Annotated in this window: 13 protein-coding genes and 1 riboswitch; of the genes, 8 read left to right on the top strand and 5 right to left on the bottom strand. The window is 74.1% G+C overall.

Features of this window, described 5'->3' with window-relative positions:
- Positions 1-2: 2 nt before the first annotated feature.
- Positions 3-926 (top strand): PKD domain-containing protein, encoded by a 924-nt coding sequence (locus EEW87_RS13690; RefSeq protein ID WP_148041594.1) that lies wholly within the window; start codon positions 3-5, stop codon positions 924-926.
- Complete coding sequence (locus tag EEW87_RS13685; protein ID WP_123092511.1) at positions 923-1,507, top strand: hypothetical protein; 585 nt, start codon at positions 923-925, stop codon at positions 1,505-1,507. Before EEW87_RS13690 ends, EEW87_RS13685 begins: the two co-directional genes overlap by 4 nt.
- A 110-nt stretch (positions 1,508-1,617) precedes the next feature.
- On the opposite strand, the gene EEW87_RS13680 is transcribed toward EEW87_RS13685, so the two are convergent.
- From EEW87_RS13680 to EEW87_RS13670, 3 genes are all read right to left on the bottom strand, one after another.
- A complete protein-coding gene (locus EEW87_RS13680; RefSeq protein WP_123092512.1) occupies positions 1,618-2,283 on the bottom strand; it encodes an ABC transporter ATP-binding protein in 666 nt (221 codons plus the stop codon).
- Positions 2,283-3,947 carry an ABC transporter permease gene (locus EEW87_RS13675; RefSeq protein WP_240341607.1) on the bottom strand — a complete coding sequence of 555 codons (1,665 nt, stop codon included), beginning with the start codon at positions 3,945-3,947 and terminating at the stop codon, positions 2,283-2,285. The genes EEW87_RS13680 and EEW87_RS13675 overlap by 1 nt, the downstream gene beginning before the upstream one ends.
- Positions 3,926-5,047, bottom strand: coding sequence for a thiamine ABC transporter substrate-binding protein (locus EEW87_RS13670; protein WP_123092513.1), 1,122 nt, complete (start codon positions 5,045-5,047; stop codon positions 3,926-3,928). The genes EEW87_RS13675 and EEW87_RS13670 overlap by 22 nt, the downstream gene beginning before the upstream one ends.
- Positions 5,040-5,144, bottom strand: a riboswitch (TPP riboswitch). Its footprint overlaps the gene before it by 8 nt.
- A 94-nt stretch (positions 5,145-5,238) precedes the next feature.
- Between EEW87_RS13670 and EEW87_RS13665 the strand changes: the two genes are divergently transcribed.
- From EEW87_RS13665 to EEW87_RS13645, 5 genes are all read left to right on the top strand, one after another.
- Entirely contained in the window at positions 5,239-5,517 is a 279-nt protein-coding gene (locus EEW87_RS13665) for a DUF4235 domain-containing protein (protein ID WP_123092514.1), read from the top strand.
- A 41-nt stretch (positions 5,518-5,558) separates the two neighbouring features.
- On the top strand, positions 5,559-6,536 hold the full coding sequence (locus EEW87_RS13660) for an NAD(P)H-quinone oxidoreductase (RefSeq protein ID WP_123092598.1): 978 nt from the start codon (positions 5,559-5,561) through the stop codon (positions 6,534-6,536).
- Positions 6,537-6,736: 200 nt separating this feature from the next.
- On the top strand, positions 6,737-7,387 hold the full coding sequence (locus tag EEW87_RS13655) for a PadR family transcriptional regulator (RefSeq protein WP_123092515.1): 651 nt from the start codon (positions 6,737-6,739) through the stop codon (positions 7,385-7,387).
- Positions 7,384-8,148, top strand: a complete 765-nt coding sequence (locus tag EEW87_RS13650; protein ID WP_123092516.1) for an ABC transporter ATP-binding protein — start codon at positions 7,384-7,386, stop codon at positions 8,146-8,148. The genes EEW87_RS13655 and EEW87_RS13650 overlap by 4 nt, the downstream gene beginning before the upstream one ends.
- Complete coding sequence (locus EEW87_RS13645) at positions 8,145-10,946, top strand: ABC transporter permease (protein WP_123092517.1); 2,802 nt, start codon at positions 8,145-8,147, stop codon at positions 10,944-10,946. Before EEW87_RS13650 ends, EEW87_RS13645 begins: the two co-directional genes overlap by 4 nt.
- Positions 10,947-11,075: 129 nt before the next feature.
- On the opposite strand, the gene EEW87_RS13640 is transcribed toward EEW87_RS13645, so the two are convergent.
- Positions 11,076-12,737 (bottom strand): FAD-binding dehydrogenase, encoded by a 1,662-nt coding sequence (locus EEW87_RS13640; protein WP_123092518.1) that lies wholly within the window; start codon positions 12,735-12,737, stop codon positions 11,076-11,078.
- A 51-nt stretch (positions 12,738-12,788) separates the two neighbouring features.
- On the opposite strand from EEW87_RS13640, the gene EEW87_RS13635 reads away from it, so the two are divergent.
- Positions 12,789-14,318: a metallophosphoesterase family protein gene (locus EEW87_RS13635; protein WP_163562461.1), complete on the top strand. Its 1,530-nt coding sequence runs from the start codon at positions 12,789-12,791 to the stop codon at positions 14,316-14,318.
- Here the strand turns inward: EEW87_RS13635 and EEW87_RS13630 are convergent.
- Positions 14,295-15,173, bottom strand: a complete 879-nt coding sequence (locus EEW87_RS13630; protein WP_123092519.1) for a sucrase ferredoxin — start codon at positions 15,171-15,173, stop codon at positions 14,295-14,297. The two genes, EEW87_RS13635 and EEW87_RS13630, sit on opposite strands and share 24 nt — an antisense overlap.
- Positions 15,174-15,199 lie beyond the last annotated feature (26 nt).

Here is a 15,199-nt window from a genome sequence, read left to right as displayed (position 1 = left end):
CCATGCCCCGGACCCGCCGTCTCGACCCCGCCCGCCGCCGGTCCTCGCGCGCGCTGTCCGTGCTGTGCGCGACGGCCCTGCTGCTCATCACCGCCCTCGCGGTCGCCCCGAGCAGCCAGGCCGAGATCTGCCGCAAGCTCGGGCTGCAGGCGGGCTGCCGGCTCGACCTCGGTCGTCCTGGGGGCAACGGCGGCGGCTCCGGGGACGGGCCACGACGACCGCTGTGCCACACCGGGCCCCCTGGGTACGACGCGATCAGCTGCTTCAGCATCAACGGCCCGTGGAACAACGAGCGACAGTGCTACCTCGCGGAGAACAACGACGAGGTCGACTACTCCCGACCCGAGTGGGAGGGGCACACGACCGGCCGTCTCTACGACTGCGTCAACCGCGTCGGGCTGACCATCGGCACGTACTGGTACGCGGACCCTCCCCGCGCCGAGGGGACCCCGCGCGACAACGCCGAGACCGTGCTCAACATGCGCTTCGTCGCCTTCCCCATCGGCCTGGCACCTAGCGCTCGGCGCTACGCCGAGGGCAGCGCCGGCGTCGTCGGCATGCCGGTGTGGATGTGGGCCGCCGGCCAGTACCTCTACACCTATGCCGACCCGCCCGTCACGGTGCGCGAGCCGGGCACGCCGTACTTCGTCAGCGCACAGACGACCCACACGACGTGGGACATGGGTGACGGCACGACCGTGCGCTGCAAGAAGGGCACCGAGTACTTCCCCTCCTTCAAGCTGCGCGACTCGCCGACGTGCGGGCACCGGTACAAGGAGCCCGGGTACTACCGGGTGACCATCCGCACCTACTGGACGATCCAGTGGCGGGACTCCACCCAGGACGCGGTGCAGCAGCAGCAGCTCGACTTCGAGCGCTCGGCGATCATCCGCGTCCTCGAGTCGCAGACGGTCAACGCGGCATGAGGACGTCACGTCCGCTCGCGCTCGTCGCCGCGGCCGGTCTCGTCGTGCTCGCCGGCTGCGCACAGGAGCCCACCCCGCTCGTCGTGCGGACCGGCGGGGTGGACCGCGCGCCGGTCGAGAAGATCTCGCCCGAGGACGACGCCCGGCAGCGGGCGAAGGGGGTCGTCACGGGCTACTTCGCGAGCGCCGACGGCATCTTCGACAACCCGTCTGCCGACCCCGGCGGCGCGACCCTCGAGGCGGTCGCCGAGGGCTCAGCGAAGACCGTCGCGTCGACCCGGGCGAACCGGCTGATCCTGGCCGAGCGGGCGCAGACCGGCCGCACCGAGATCACCGATCTCACGGTCACCTCGCTCGACCTCACCTTCGACGACTCGAAGAAGATCACCGTGTGGCCCACGGTGCGTCTGTCCGGGTGCATCGACCGCTCCGCGCTCAAGACCGTCGACGCCTCGGGCGCCCCGGTGAAGGACCCCGCCCTGCGCAGCGTCCGCGCGACCTTCTCGGTGCGCAACACCTCCTGGCCCTCCCGCGACGGTTGGCGGCTGTCGTGGTTCAAGGAGAGCAAGACCCCCTGCTGATCCCCCTTCGCACTTTCCCGCCCAGGGCGGGAAGGCTCGACCTCGGGCAAGAACATTTCCTTCCCGAAGTCGTATGTTCCCGCCCTGGGCGGGAAAGCTGAGGCGACGGGTCAGGGCGAAGGGGGGACGAGGCGGCCGTCGGCCATCCGCACGACGTCGTCGGCGACGACCTCGGCCTCGGCGTGGTCGTGGGTGACGAGCACGCCCGTCGTGCCGGTCTCGACGAGCACCTCGCGCAGGTCGGCGGCGAGGCGCTCGCGCAGCTCGCGGTCGAGCGCGGACAACGGCTCGTCGAGCAGGAGCAGCCGGGGGCGGGCGCCGAGCGCGCGGGCCAGCGCCACGCGCTGCTGCTGCCCGCCGCTGAGGGTCAGCGGGTCGTCGTCACCGCGCCCCGACAGACCTACCAGCTCGAGCAGCCGGTCGACCTCACGGGTGAGCTCGGCACCACGCAGACCCTGCAGCCGCAGGCCGTACCCGACGTTGCGTGCCACCGACAGGTGCCCGAAGAGCTGCCCGTCCTGGAACATCATCGCGAAGCCGCGCCGGTGCGTCGGCGTCGTCCCGAGGTCCGCCCCGTCCCAGCGCACCTGCCCGGCGGCCAGCGGCTCGAGCCCGGCGACGGCGCGCAGCAGGGTCGACTTGCCGCAGCCCGAGGGCCCGAGCACGGCGAGGACCTGCCCGGTCGGCAGGTGCAGGTTCACGTCGTCGACGGCGGTCAGCGCGCCGAAGCGCACGGTGACGCCGTCGAGGGTGAGGCCGGGTCCCCCGTCGCTCATCAGAAGGCCCCCACGGACGACAGCCGCAGCCGTTCGACGAGGCCCATGACGGCGACGGTGACCGCGGCGAGGAGGACGGCGGCGGCCATCGCGCCGCCCTGCGCCTCCGCGCCGGGCCGCCCCATGAGCGTGTAGACGAGCACGGGCAGGGTCGGCTCGTCGGGCCGGGCGAGGAAGGCGGTCGCGCCGAACTCGCCGAGCGAGACCGCGAGCGCGAAGCCGACGGCCGCGAGCAGCGGGCGCCACAGCACGGGCAGCTCGACCGTCGCCCAGGCGCGAAGGGGGCCCGCCCCGAGCGTCGCCGCGGCCTCGCCCTGACGGCGGTCGACGTCTCTCAGCACCGGCGCGATGGTGCGCACGACGAGGGGCAGGGCGACCATTGCCTGCGCGACGGGCACGAGCAGCGGCGTCGAGCGCAGGTCGAGCGGCGGGCGGTCGAGGGTGATGAGGAAGCCGAAGCCGATGGTCACCGCGGAGACGCCGAGCGGCAGCATGAAGGTCGCGTCGAGGGTGGCGAGGACCGAGCGACCCCGCCGCGAGCGCGGACGTCGCGTCACGGCGAGGGCCACGAGCAGGCCGAGCACGAGCGCGAGGAGCGCGGCGTCGACGGCGATCCGCCACGACGTGCCGAGCGCGTGCCAGGCCGAGGCCCCGGTGCCGGGCACCTCGCTCGTCAGCTGGCCGTAGTTCGCGAACGTCCACGTCGACCCCCGGCGCAGCGAGCGCACGACGCCGCCGACGAGCGGTGCGAGGACGAGGAGCGCGGCGACGGCGGCGACGACGAGAGCGGGCAGGTGGCGGCGGGCGACCGGCACGCGCGGGACGCTCGCGCGGGAGCGACGACGCACCCCCCGCGCGCGGCTGCGCGTGCGCTCGGAGAGCACGAGCAGGGTGACGACGACGACGAGCTGCAGCACGCTGAGCACCGCCGCGCCCTGCAGGTCGAGCAGCGAGGTCGTCAGCAGGTAGATCTCGGTCTCGACCGTCGCGTAGCGCAGCCCGCCGAGGGTGAGCACGACGCCGAAGGCCGTGGAGCAGAAGAGGAAGACCACGCTGGCCGCAGAGACGACCGCGGGGCGAAGGGCGGGCAGCGTCACCGTGCGCAGGACGTGCCTGGGCGAGGCGCCGAGAGCGGCAGCGGCCTGGGCGGTGCGCGGGTCGAGCCCGTCCCACGCGGCGCCGACCGTGCGCACGACGACGGCGACGTTGAAGAAGACCATCGCGAGCAGGATCGCCACCCAGGACCCGTCGAGGCCGAGGACGCCGAGCGGGCCGGACGAGGCGAGCAGCCCGCGCCACAGCACGCCCACGACGACCGTCGGCATGACGAAGGGCATGACGACGAGCGCCCGCAGCAGGCCCGCGCCGGGGACCCGCAGCCGGTGCAGGACGTAGGCCGTCGGCACACCGAGCGCGAGAGTCACCGCCGTCGCGAGCGTCGAGATGCCGGCGGTGAAGGCGAGCACCCGGGCCGTGCGGGACCGGCCGAGGACGTCACCGACGCCGGAGAGGTCGAGCGCCCCGTCGGTGACGAAGCCGCGCCCGAGCATGCCGAGCAACGGCAGCACGAAGAAGACGGCGAGGAAGGCCAGCGGCAGCAGCGCGAGCAGTGCCGCGGCCGCGGCCGGTGAGCCCGCGCGTCTCAGGAGGTGAGGTCCGTCCACTCGCGCACCCACGTCGAGCGCTTCTCCTCGATCGTCGCGGGCTCGACCTCGAAGGGCTCGGGCGCGACCTTCGCCCACCGGGCCCAGTCGCGCGGGAGCTCGACCTCGCCCGAGACCGGGTACATGTACATCGACTCGGGGATGCCGGACTGCACCTGCGGGTCGACCATGAGGTCGACGAGCGCCTGGGCACCGCCCGGCTGCTCGGTGCCGGCGACGACGCCGACGTACTCGACCTGGCGGAAGCACGTGTCGAGCAGCGCCGAGGTCGTCGGCTCGGTCCCGCCCTCGGGCACGGTGAAGGGCGGCGAGCTCGCGTAGGACAGGACGACCGGGCGGTCGCCCTGGCCCTCGCCGGCGGTGAAGTCGACGCCGTAGGCGTCGGACCAGCCCGAGGTGACCTTCGCGCCGTTGTCCATGAGGTCGCGCCAGTAGTCCTGCCAGCCGTCCTCGCCCTTCGCCGCGACGGTCGCGAGGAGGAAGGCGAGACCGGGGCTCGAGCTCGACGCACCCGGGGTGACGAAGAGGTCGCGGTACTCGGGGTCGGTGAGGTCGTCGAGGGTCTTCGGCGGGTCCATCTTCTTCGCGGCGAACCACGCGTCGTCGACGTTGACGCACACGTCGCCGAAGTCGACGGGGGTGAGCACGTCGGCGCCCTCGCCCTCGAGCGCGTACTGGTCGGCGCCCGGGGGCAGCTGCGGCGAGTACGGCGCGAGGACCCCCTCGCTCACCGCTCGCCCGGCGAAGGTGTTGTCGATGCCGAAGACGACATCGGCGACGGGACTGCCCTTGGTGAGCACGAGGCGGTTCGTCACCTGGCCGGCATCACCGGCCGTGACGACCTCCACCGTGCAGCCGGTCTCCTCCTCGAAGTCTGCTGTGACCTCCTCGGGCAGCGAGAAGCTCTCGTGCGCGAGGACGGTGAGGGTGCTGCCGGGCTCGCACGACCTCGAGGCCGCGGTGGTGCTGCTGCCGGAGCCGGCGGACGAGCTCTCGCCGCCGCTCCCGCTGTCGGTGCCGGAGGTCAACGAGCACGCGGCGAGGCTCAGGCTGGTCGCGGCGAGCGCGAGCAGGCGGACGGGACGGGTGGATCGGGTCATCTTCGTGACTCCCTACGCCGGTGCGAACCGGATCAGGTCGGAGGGTCTGCGGCTACCCGCACTCTCAGCGCTGCTCAGCGCTCCCCTGTCGTACGGGCCGAGGATAGCCCAGGCTGTGGCAGAGTGCCGAGGGCAGTCATGAACGCCCAGGTCGGGCGCTCGTGAGCAACGCACGTCGAGGTGAGGAAGTCATGGGCAACGCACTCTGGAAGGTCCTGGGCACCGGTCTGGCCATCGCCGCGGGCACCGTCGCGAACAAGGTCGTGACCGCCGCGTGGAAGAAAGCGGGTCGCGACGTCGAGATCGACCCGCGCAACCCCGAGAGCCCCGTCGGCGAGGCGCTCGTCTACGCCGCCCTCGCCGGTCTGGCCATGGGCCTGGCCCGCACGATGGCCACCCGCAAGGCTGCGCAGCTCTACCAGCGCTCCGCCGGCCACCTCCCCAAGGACATGCAGCAGGGCGGCGCCTGAGCGACCCGCGTCGGAGCCCCGTCCGTAGGGTGGGGCCCATGATGCGTGCGATCGAGATCACTGAGCCCGGAGAGCCCGACGTCCTGCAGGTCACGGAGGTCGAGCGCCCCGCGGCCGGTCCTGGTCAGGTCGTCATCGACGTGGCCGCGGCCGGGGTCAACCGGGCCGACCTCTTCCAGCGCAAGGGCGCCTACCCGCCGCCCCCCGGGGCCTCCCCGCTGCCCGGTCTCGAGGTGAGCGGCACCGTCGCGGAGATCGGCGAAGGGGTCGAGGGCCTCGCCGTCGGCGACGAGGTCTGCGCGCTGCTCGACGGGGGCGGCTACGCCGAGGCGGTGGCCGTCGCGGCGACCCAGGTCCTCCCGGTGCCCGCGGGCGTCTCGCTCGTCGACGCGGCCGGTCTGCCCGAGGTCGTCTGCACCGTGTGGAGCAACGTCTTCATGACCGCCGTCCTCCAGCCCGGCGAGACCCTGCTCATCCACGGGGGCTCCTCCGGCATCGGGACGACGGCGATCCAGCTCGCGAAGGCCGCCGGCGCCCGCGTCGCCGTCACCGCCGGCTCGCAGGCCAAGCTCGACGCCTGCCGCGAGCTCGGTGCCGACATCCTCATCAGCTACAAGGACGAGGACTTCGTCGAGCGGCTCAAGGAGGAGACCGACGGCCACGGCGCCGACGTCCTCCTCGACAACATCGGCGCGAAGTACCTCGCCCGCAACATCGACGCTCTCGCGACGAACGGCCGTCTCGTCAACATCGGCCTCATGGGTGGCGCGAAGGCCGAGCTCGACCTCCGGTCGCTCGTGAAGAAGCGGGCCGCGGTCATCGCGACCTCGCTGCGCGCCCGGCCCGCCGCGGAGAAGGCGGCCATCGTCGCCGCGGTCCGCGAGCACGTGTGGCCCCTGATCGAGGACGGCGTCTTCCGCCCGGTCATCCAGGGCACCCACCCGCTCGAGCGCGCCGCCGACGCGCACCGCGAGCTCGAGGAGAGCCAGCACATCGGCAAGGTCCTCCTCGTGCCCTGAGCCCCGGCTCGCCGCGCCGCTGCAGGCGCCCCTCATCTCCCCCTTCGCCCGCCGGGCGGAGGGGGAGAGCCGTACCCGGCCCTGTCGGACGCGAGGACGCGCCGACCGGGCGACCCGCTTGCCGCCGAGTGCATACCGGGTATATCTTCGCCGAACCGGCGATGCATACCGAGTATTCGCCCTGATGATGCGAGGTCCTCATGTCCGTCCGGCTCGGTCTGCTGGCACTGCTCGACGAGCAGCCCATGTACGGCGCGCAGCTGCGCGCGGAGTTCGAGGCCCGCACCGGCGGCACGTGGCCGCTCAACATCGGGCAGGTCTACACCACCCTCGCCCGGCTCGAGCGCGACGGTCTCGTCGAGCAGGCCGACGCCCCCGACGAGGAGGGGCGGATCACCTACCGCCTCACTCAGGAGGGTCGCACCGACGTCCTGCGCTGGTGGGGCACGCCCGTCGTCCGCGACAGCAGCCCCCGCGACGAGCTCGTCATCAAGCTCGCCCTCGCGGTGACCGCGCCCGGCGTCGACGTGCCGACCCTCGTGCAGACCCAGCGCACGGCGAGCCTGCGCCACCTGCGCGACCTCACCCGTCTCAAGCAGAGCGCGCTCGACCAGCACGAGTCGGGTCCGACGAGCGGTGGCCGGCACGACCTCGCCTGGCTCCTCGTCGTCGAGAACCTCATCTTCGCCGCGGAGTCGGAGGTGCGCTGGCTCGACCACGTCGAGTCGCGCCTCGCCCGCGAGCGGGTCCGACCGCGTGGCCCGGTGGCCACGCCGCCGCCCGACGGCGGCACGAGCAGCACGGCCCCCGCGTCCGCGGCGGCCTCGGCACGAGCAGGGGAGCAGCGATGACGACGACGGCGCAGGTCAGGGACACCCGCACCGACTCGAAGGGGGCGATCCTCCAGCTGAGCGGGGTGACCCGCACGCACGGCGAGGGCGACACCGCGGTGAGCGCGCTGCGCGGGGTGGACCTCGCGATCCGGCCCGGCGAGCTCGTCGCCGTCATGGGCCCCAGCGGGTCGGGCAAGTCGACGCTGCTCAACCTCGCCGGCGGCCTCGACCGGGCGACGAGCGGACAGGTGATCATCGAGGGGCACGACGTCGCCCAGCTGCGACCGCGCCAGCTCGCCGAGCTGCGCCGCCGCCGCGTCGGCTTCGTCTTCCAGGACTACAACCTCATCCCCTCGCTCACGGCGGGCGAGAACGTCGCGCTCCCCCTCGAGCTCGACGGGGTCGGGGTGCGCGCCGGTCGTCGTGCCGCCCGTGAGGCCCTGGGCATGCTCGATCTGCAGGAGCTCACCGACCGCTACCCCGACCAGATGTCGGGCGGTCAGCAGCAGCGGGTGGCCATCGCCCGTGCCCTCGTCGGCGGCCGACGCCTCGTCCTCGCCGACGAGCCGACGGGTGCGCTCGACAGCGAGACCGGCGAGGAGGTCCTGCGCATCCTGCGTCGCCGGTGCGACGAGGGCGTCGCGGGCCTGCTCGTCACGCACGAGGCCCGCCACGCCGCGTGGGCCGACCGCGTCGTCTTCCTGCGCGACGGCCGGGTCGTCGACACGACGGGCGACCCCGGCCGGGTCGAGGACCTGCTCCCCGGAGACGCGTCATGAGCACCCTGACCCGTCCCGACCGCGACACCCTGCCCGAGCGCGGCAGCATCGGCGAGCGCCCCACGGGGACCTTCGTCTCGTCCTGGCGCGTCGCCCTGCGCATGGCCCGCCGCGACGTCGGCCGCTACCGGGGGCGCAGCCTCGTCGTCCTGCTCATGGTGGGCCTGCCCACCGCGCTCATCTGCGCGGCGCTCACCCTCGGCGCGACGCAGCAGATCAGCATGTCCGAGGACGTGCAGTACAAGGTCGGCGGCACGACGGCGCTCGTCCGGCCCCCGGAGACGTCCGCGATCGACCAGGGCCCGTCTCCGGACTCCGAGGGCTTCAGCGCGCGGGACGAGGCCGCGGCGCCGATCCCCGGGTACGGCGACGGCACCGACGTCGAGAGCGACGCCGCGGCGATCGGCGAGCTCGTCGACGGGCGCGCCATCTCGTGGACCGAGCGCGAGCTCGCGATGCGTGTCGGCGACCGCACCCCGCGCCTCTTCGCCCTCGGCGTCACCGACCCCGAGGCTCTCGGCGACAAGGTCGAGCTGCTCTCGGGCCGCTGGCCGACCTCCCCCGACGAGATCCTCGTCTCGCCCACCGTGGCCGACCGCGGGATCCCCCAGTCGGGCGGCGTCGAGGTCGTCGACGGCCGCGACTCGACCCGCACCGTCGAGGTCGTGGGCACCGTCCGCGCCTACACGACGTGGGGCGGCATCTACGACGCCGTGACGACCGACCTCGGTCCGGCGAGCTCCGGGTCTCCCGTGTCGTGGTTCGTCGAGCGCGACGAGCCGATGGGCTGGCAGGAGGTGCGACGGCTCGGCGGCTACGGCCTCGCGGTGACGAGCGCCGCCGTCCTGCGCGACCCCCCGGCGACGTCAGAGCTGCCCGAGACGATCGCCGCGCAGCAGAGCTCCCAGGACGGCCAGGTCACCGACATCGTCGTCATCGGCGGCGTCCTGCTCGTCCTCGTCGTCACCCTCCTCGTCGGACCGGCCTTCGCCGTCGGCGCGGCACGTCAGCGCCGCACCCTCGCGCTCGCCGCGAGCAACGGCGCGACGACGAGCCAGCTGCGCCGCAGCGTCCTCGCCCAGGCGGTCGTCCTCGGCGGGCTCAGCTCGGTGCTCGGCGCCGGGCTCGGGGTCGCCGGTGCGTGGGGTCTGGCGCAGTGGATCTCGGCCAGCCGCGGCTGGCCGATGGGGCCCTTCGAGGTGCCCGTGCCCGCCGTCCTCGCCATCGCGGCGCTCGCCGTGCTGTCGTCGGTCATCGCGGCGCTCATGCCCGCGCAGCGCCTGTCACGGCTCGACGTCGTCGGGGTGATGAAGGGCCAGCACGCTCCCCCGCCGCCCAGCCGGTGGATGCTCGTCCTCGGCCTCGTGCTCGTGCTCCTCGGCGGTACCGGCGTCATCGGCGGCGCCCTGCGCCAGCTGTCTGCCCTCGTCATCGCGGCGGCCGCCTTCGCGCTCGTGCTCGGCGCGCTCATGGTCGTCCCGACCATCCTGCACCTGCTCGCCAGGATCGGCGGCCGGCTGCCGCTGCCCCTGCGGATGGCGACGCGTGACCTCGCCCGGCACCGCTCCCGCAGCGCCCCGACGGTGGCCGCGATCCTCGCCGGCACCGCCGTGCTGACGATGACCCTCGTCGCGACCGCGAGCGACGACGAGCAGTCCCGCCGCGAGTACCTCGCCTCCGCGCTGCCCGGCGAGCTCGTCGCCTACGCCTCGCCCGACGCGCTGCAGGCCGTCATCGCGCGCGCCGGCCAGATCGCCCCCGGCGTCACCTTCGCGACGGCGCGCACGCCCGGCTCGCAGGACTCCGACCCCGATGCGGCGCAGCCGGTCCTCGAGCTCCTGCCCCCCGGGTGCACCCTCGAGCAGGCGGCTGACGCGACGGCGGACGCCCAGGGCGGCCGGTGCGCCTCTGTCTCCGGCAGCCTGTCGCTGACCGACGCCTCGGGCCTGGCCGTCCTGCCCGCCGACGAGATCGTGCGCCGCCTCGACCTCGACGGCGACGAGGCGAGCCAGGTCCGGTCGGGCGCTGCCGTCCTCCTCGGCGGCGACCGCACTGCCGGGGCGGTGCGCGACGGCGAGATCACCGTCACCCGGGGCGACGTCCGCTACGGCGACACCGGCACCGCGCAGGTGGACGGCCGCACGAGCGCCACCCGCCTGCCGGTCGTCCACCTGCCGGAGTCCGACGACGACGCTGCTCGAGGCCTGGGGTTCACCCTGCTCGTCCCCGACGAGGTCGCCGACGACGCGGGCTGGCCCCTCGTCACCGGGACCCTCGTCGGTCACAGCGACGACGGGGTGAGCCAGGAGGTCGCCGACCGCGTCCAGACCGAGGTCGGCGACACCGGCGGGGTGCAGGTCGAGCGCGGCTACCAGAACCCGCTCTTCCTCATCATCGCGATCCTGCTCGGCATCTTCACCGCGGTGCTCCTCGTCGTCACGACGACGTCGACGGCGCTGAGCCTCGCGGAGCAGGAGAGCGACCAGGCGACCCTCGCGGCCGTCGGCGCGGACCGGCGCACCCGCCGGTGGATGGCCGGGGCGCAGACCTTCGCCCTCGCGGTGGTCGGGGTCTGCCTGGGGGTGGTCGTCGGCGCAGTGCCCGGCATCGCCCTCACGGTCCCGCTCACGGGCACGTCCTTCGACCCGGTCGAGGGCACCTCCGTGGTGGCCTCGCCGATCGTCGTCATCCCGTGGCTGCCGCTGCTCGTCGTGCTCGTCGTCGTGCCGCTCCTCGCCGGGGCCATCGCCGCGGCCGGCATCCGCCGGGCCCCGGACGCGACCCGGCGCACGGCCTAGACCGCCGAGGAGGGCGGCCCGGCGCAGGGGGCCGAGCCGCCCTCCTCGGTCAGGGGGCGAAGGGGGATCAGCCCGGTCGAGGTGATGTCGTGCGTCCGGACGCACCGCATCACCTCGACCCGGGCGGCGTCAGTCGGCGAGCTCGCCGGCGATCGCCCGGCCCGCGGTGCGGCCGGAGAAGATGCACCCGCCGAGGAAGGTGCCCTCGAGCGCGCGATACCCGTGGACCCCGCCGCCGCCGAAGCCCGCCGCCTCGCCCGCCGCGTACAGGCCGCGGATCGGCTCGCCGTCGTGGCCGAGCACCCGGGCGGACAGGTCGGTCTCGAAGCCCCCGAGCGTCTTGCGCGACAGGATGTGGAGCTTCACGGCGACGAGCGGGCCGCGGGCGGGGTCGGTGATCGGGTGGGGCGGGTAGGCCCGCTTGCTCAGCCGGTCACCGCGGTAGCGCCCGGCGACCGCCATCGCCGCGAGCTGCGCGTCCTTGCTGAAGGAGTTGCCGACCTGCGCGTCCCGGGCGAGCACCTCGTGGCGCACCGTCTCGACGTCGAGCTCGGGCTCGCCCTCCTCGCGCAGCTCGCCCATCCGCGCGACGAGCTCGTCGAGCGAGTCGGCCTGGACCCAGTCGACGCCCTTGTCGAGGAAGGCCTGGACGGAGGGCGGCACCGGGGTCACCGGTCGGCGGGCGACCGCGCGCACGGATCGCCCGGTGAGGTCGGCGTTCTGCTCGGAGCCCGACAGGGCGAACTCCTTGCCGGCGATCGTGCGGTTGGTGACGAACCACGAGTGGTCGTGCCCGGTGCGGCGCAGGTGGGCGAGCGTGCCGAGGGTGTCGTAGCCGGGGAAGAGAGGCGCGGGCAGCCGGCGGCCGGTCGCGTCGAGCCAGATCGAGCTCGGCCCCGGCAGGATCCGGATGCCGTGGCCAGGCCAGATCGGGTCCCAGTTGCGCACCCCTTCGACGTAGTGCCACATCCGGTCGCGGTTGATGACCCGCGCGCCGGCCTGCTCGGTGATGGCGATCATCCGCCCGTCGACGTGCGCCGGGACCCCGGTGACCATCCGCCGCGGCGGCTCGCCGAGGCGCTGCGGCCAGGCCGCGCGCACGAGGTCGTGGTTCGCGCCGATACCGCCGCTCGCGACGACGACGGCGGGAGCGCGCAGCTCGAAGTCGCCGACGGGGTCGCGGTTCGTGCTCTCGCCGCGGGGGTGGTCGTCGGGTGCGAGGACGACCCCCCGGACCCCGGTGACCGCTCCTCCGTCGACGAGCAGCTCGTCGACGCGGTGACGGTGGGCGAAGGTGACGAGGCCGGCCTGCTCGGCCGCGGCCACCCGTTCGGCGAAGGGGGCGACGACCCCCGGTCCGGTGCCCCAGGTGATGTGGAAGCGAGGCACGGAGTTGCCGTGGCCGTCCGCGGTGCCGTCGCCGCGCTCGGCCCAGCCGACGAGCGGGAAGAAGCGCATGCCCTGCTGGTGCAGCCACGACCTCTTCTCCCCGGCGGCGAAGTCGACGTAGGCCTGCGCCCACTCCCGGGGCCAGTGGTCCTCGGGCCGGTCGAAGCCGGCCGAGCCCATCCAGTCGGCGAGCGCGAGCTCGTGGCTGTCGGAGATGCCCATCCGGCGCTGCTCGGGGCTGTCGACGAAGAAGAGCCCGCCGAAGGACCAGTGGGCCTGGCCGCCGATCCCCGAGCGGGGCTCCTGGTCGACGACGAGCACCCGGCGACCGGCGTCGGCGAGCTCTGCGGTGGCGACGAGACCGGCGAGGCCATGTCCGACGACGACGACGTCTGCATCCATGGCCAGATCCTACCCGCGGGTAACCCGGGGCGTCCTTCGTACCATCGAGCCATGCCGTCCCCCTTCGCCGTGCGCCGCGTCGGCGGGGTGGTCCTCACCGCCGTCGTCACCGCGCTCGTCGCCCTCGTGACGGGCGTCGTCACGACGGTCCTGCTCCCGACGACGGTGAGCACCGACTACTACTCCGCGCAGGTCCGGCTGTCGCCGTCGTGGGAGCAGCGCTCCTCGATCAGCGCCGAGACGGTCGTGGGGAGCGTCTCGGCCGACTTCACGGGCCTCGCCCCGGGCATCGAGGTCGAGCCGCAGATCCGCGAGGAGGTCACCGACGTCGTGGCCGGCGGCCGGGTGAGCACGACCGAGCTCGTCGTCGGCGGGGCAGAGCGCGCCCGGGTCATCGAGGAGGCCGCGGTGGGCGTGGGCCTGCGGATGGCCGGCGGCGCCCTGCTCGGCGCCGGCGCCGTCCTCGCCGTGCGCTCGCTGTGGAGGCGCCGCCGACCTGGGGCCCGGGCCGTCGTCGGCACCGCGCTCGTGTGGGGCCTCACGTGCGCCGCCGTCGGCATCGGCGCCGCGAGCACCTACCGCGAGGAGCGCTTCGCCGCGCTGGAGACGACCGGTCTGCTGCGCCTGGCCGCCGACAACGCCTCGCTCTTCACCGACGTCGAGGAGCGGGCCGGCCAGGCCGCGCCCTACCTGCGCAACCTCCTCGCCCTGTCGGCCGCGCTGGGCAGCGAGTACACGCCCACCGAGATCGCCACCCGCCCGGCGGTCACCGTGCTGCTCGTCTCCGACATCCACGCCTCCAACCAGTACGCGCTCATGCGCACGATCGTCGAGGAGCGCGACGTCGACGTCGTCGTCGACACCGGTGACCTCGTCAACCTCGGCCGGGTCGAGGAGCTGCGGCTCTCCCGGATCACCCGCGGCATCGAGTCGCTCGGGGTCCCCTACGTCTTCGTCCGCGGCAACCACGACGCGACATCCGCCGACGACACCGCGCTCCTCGACGCCCTGTCGACGGTCGACAACGTCGTCCTGCCCGACCCGGGCGACGGCAGCTACGCCCTCGCCGACGTCGGCGGTGTGCGCATCGCCGGCTTCGGCGACCCGCGGTACTACGGCGATGCCGACGACGGCAGCACGGAGCCGCAGGAGGCCGCCCGCGACCGATGGGTCGAGGCCCTCGGCGACGCCGAGCCGCCGGACCTGACGCTCTCCCACGAGGCCCCCGCCCTCGCCGACGCCCCCGGCCGGCTGCGCGTCCACGGCCACGGGCACGTCCCCGACGTCGACGGCAACAGGGTGGCTCTCGGCACCTTCACCGGGGGCGGCACGCTCTCGCACTTCCGCCTCGACGAGGCCGACCAGGAGCTCGTCGGCCAGCCGAGCTCCTTCGACCTGCTGACGATCGACGACCAGTGCCGCGGGCAGACACTCACGCGCTACCTCTACCGCTCGGTCCTCGAGGGCCGGCCGAGCCTGGACCGGGTGTCGGTGCTCAACGCGGCCCGCATCATGGAGCCGCCGGCGGAGGGCCGCACCTGCGGCACGGGCGAGCTGTCAGTGCGCCCGCTCGGCGACTGACCACTGCGCCATGACCGCGAGGTCGAGACCGCATGTCAGCCGCCGCGGCTCGGAGAAGTCGCGCCGCACGCGGCGGACGTGCTCCTCGCCCCCGGCGCTCACGACGACGTCCCACTCGTGCCGGCCCGCAGCGCTCGCCCGGGCCGAGGCGACGTCCGCCAGACGGACCCCGCCGGCGAGGACGTCGCGCACCGCGACCTGCTCGGGCGAGCTCCACGTGCACCGGCCCCGCCACCGCTCGAGGTCGACGACCCCGTCGAGATGACCGACGACGACCTCGGGCGCGCTCGTGCCGTCGACCCGGCCGTACATCGAGCCCTCCGGGAGGATCGCGAGGTTGCCGGCGAAGCGGTCACCGCCGAGGTGGGTGGTCTCCCACACCGACCCGGGCAGCATGTCGTCGAGGACACGGGCGACGAGACGCCCCTCGACCGCGCAGCACACGTCCTTCTTGCCGTGGCAGCACACGAGGACCAGGGGGTCGGTGCAGACCTCGGGCAGCTCGGCGAAGTGCGCGGCGATCTCGACGAGATCCTCGGGCTCGGACCAGGTGTAGCGCCCGATCCGTCCCGTCGTGCAGTCGACGAGGAAGACCGGCCACGGGGCCTGGAAGTCCTCGGACCGGCCGTGCGGGCGGATGAGCTGCAGCCGCGCCCCGACGGCGTCGAGCCGAGAGACGAGAGCCGGGCGCACCCCCGCCACGGGATCGGTGCGTGCGGCCTTCTCGGCCCACGGGCCCGGGTGCCCGACGAGCATCCACCGGGGGGCGGGCACCGCCGTGCCGATCGGTGCGTCGTCGCGCTCGCGGGCGGCGACCGAGCACCGCCATCGCTGGTCGGCAGGGGTGAGGGTCATCGGCACGAGCCTAGGCCGCGCGCTCC

Origin of the sequence: Janibacter melonis (genome assembly GCF_003721155.3) — a bacterium.
Taxonomy (GTDB): domain Bacteria; phylum Actinomycetota; class Actinomycetes; order Actinomycetales; family Dermatophilaceae; genus Marihabitans; species Marihabitans melonis.
Note: the sequence above shows the minus strand (reverse complement) of the source record. Positions and strands in the feature narration are given on the sequence as shown.

Coding starts and splice junctions, on each gene's coding strand:
- EEW87_RS13630 (WP_123092519.1), bottom strand. CDS start 15,173: ATGACCCTCACCCCTGCCGACCAGCGATGGCGGTGCTCGGTCGCCGCC.
- EEW87_RS13655 (WP_123092515.1), top strand. CDS start 6,737: ATGTCCGTCCGGCTCGGTCTGCTGGCACTGCTCGACGAGCAGCCCATG.
- EEW87_RS13670 (WP_123092513.1), bottom strand. CDS start 5,047: ATGACCCGATCCACCCGTCCCGTCCGCCTGCTCGCGCTCGCCGCGACC.
- EEW87_RS13680 (WP_123092512.1), bottom strand. CDS start 2,283: ATGAGCGACGGGGGACCCGGCCTCACCCTCGACGGCGTCACCGTGCGC.
- EEW87_RS13645 (WP_123092517.1), top strand. CDS start 8,145: ATGAGCACCCTGACCCGTCCCGACCGCGACACCCTGCCCGAGCGCGGC.
- EEW87_RS13635 (WP_163562461.1), top strand. CDS start 12,789: ATGCCGTCCCCCTTCGCCGTGCGCCGCGTCGGCGGGGTGGTCCTCACC.
- EEW87_RS13640 (WP_123092518.1), bottom strand. CDS start 12,737: ATGGATGCAGACGTCGTCGTCGTCGGACATGGCCTCGCCGGTCTCGTC.
- EEW87_RS13690 (WP_148041594.1), top strand. CDS start 3: ATGCCCCGGACCCGCCGTCTCGACCCCGCCCGCCGCCGGTCCTCGCGC.
- EEW87_RS13665 (WP_123092514.1), top strand. CDS start 5,239: ATGGGCAACGCACTCTGGAAGGTCCTGGGCACCGGTCTGGCCATCGCC.
- EEW87_RS13660 (WP_123092598.1), top strand. CDS start 5,559: ATGCGTGCGATCGAGATCACTGAGCCCGGAGAGCCCGACGTCCTGCAG.
- EEW87_RS13650 (WP_123092516.1), top strand. CDS start 7,384: ATGACGACGACGGCGCAGGTCAGGGACACCCGCACCGACTCGAAGGGG.
- EEW87_RS13685 (WP_123092511.1), top strand. CDS start 923: ATGAGGACGTCACGTCCGCTCGCGCTCGTCGCCGCGGCCGGTCTCGTC.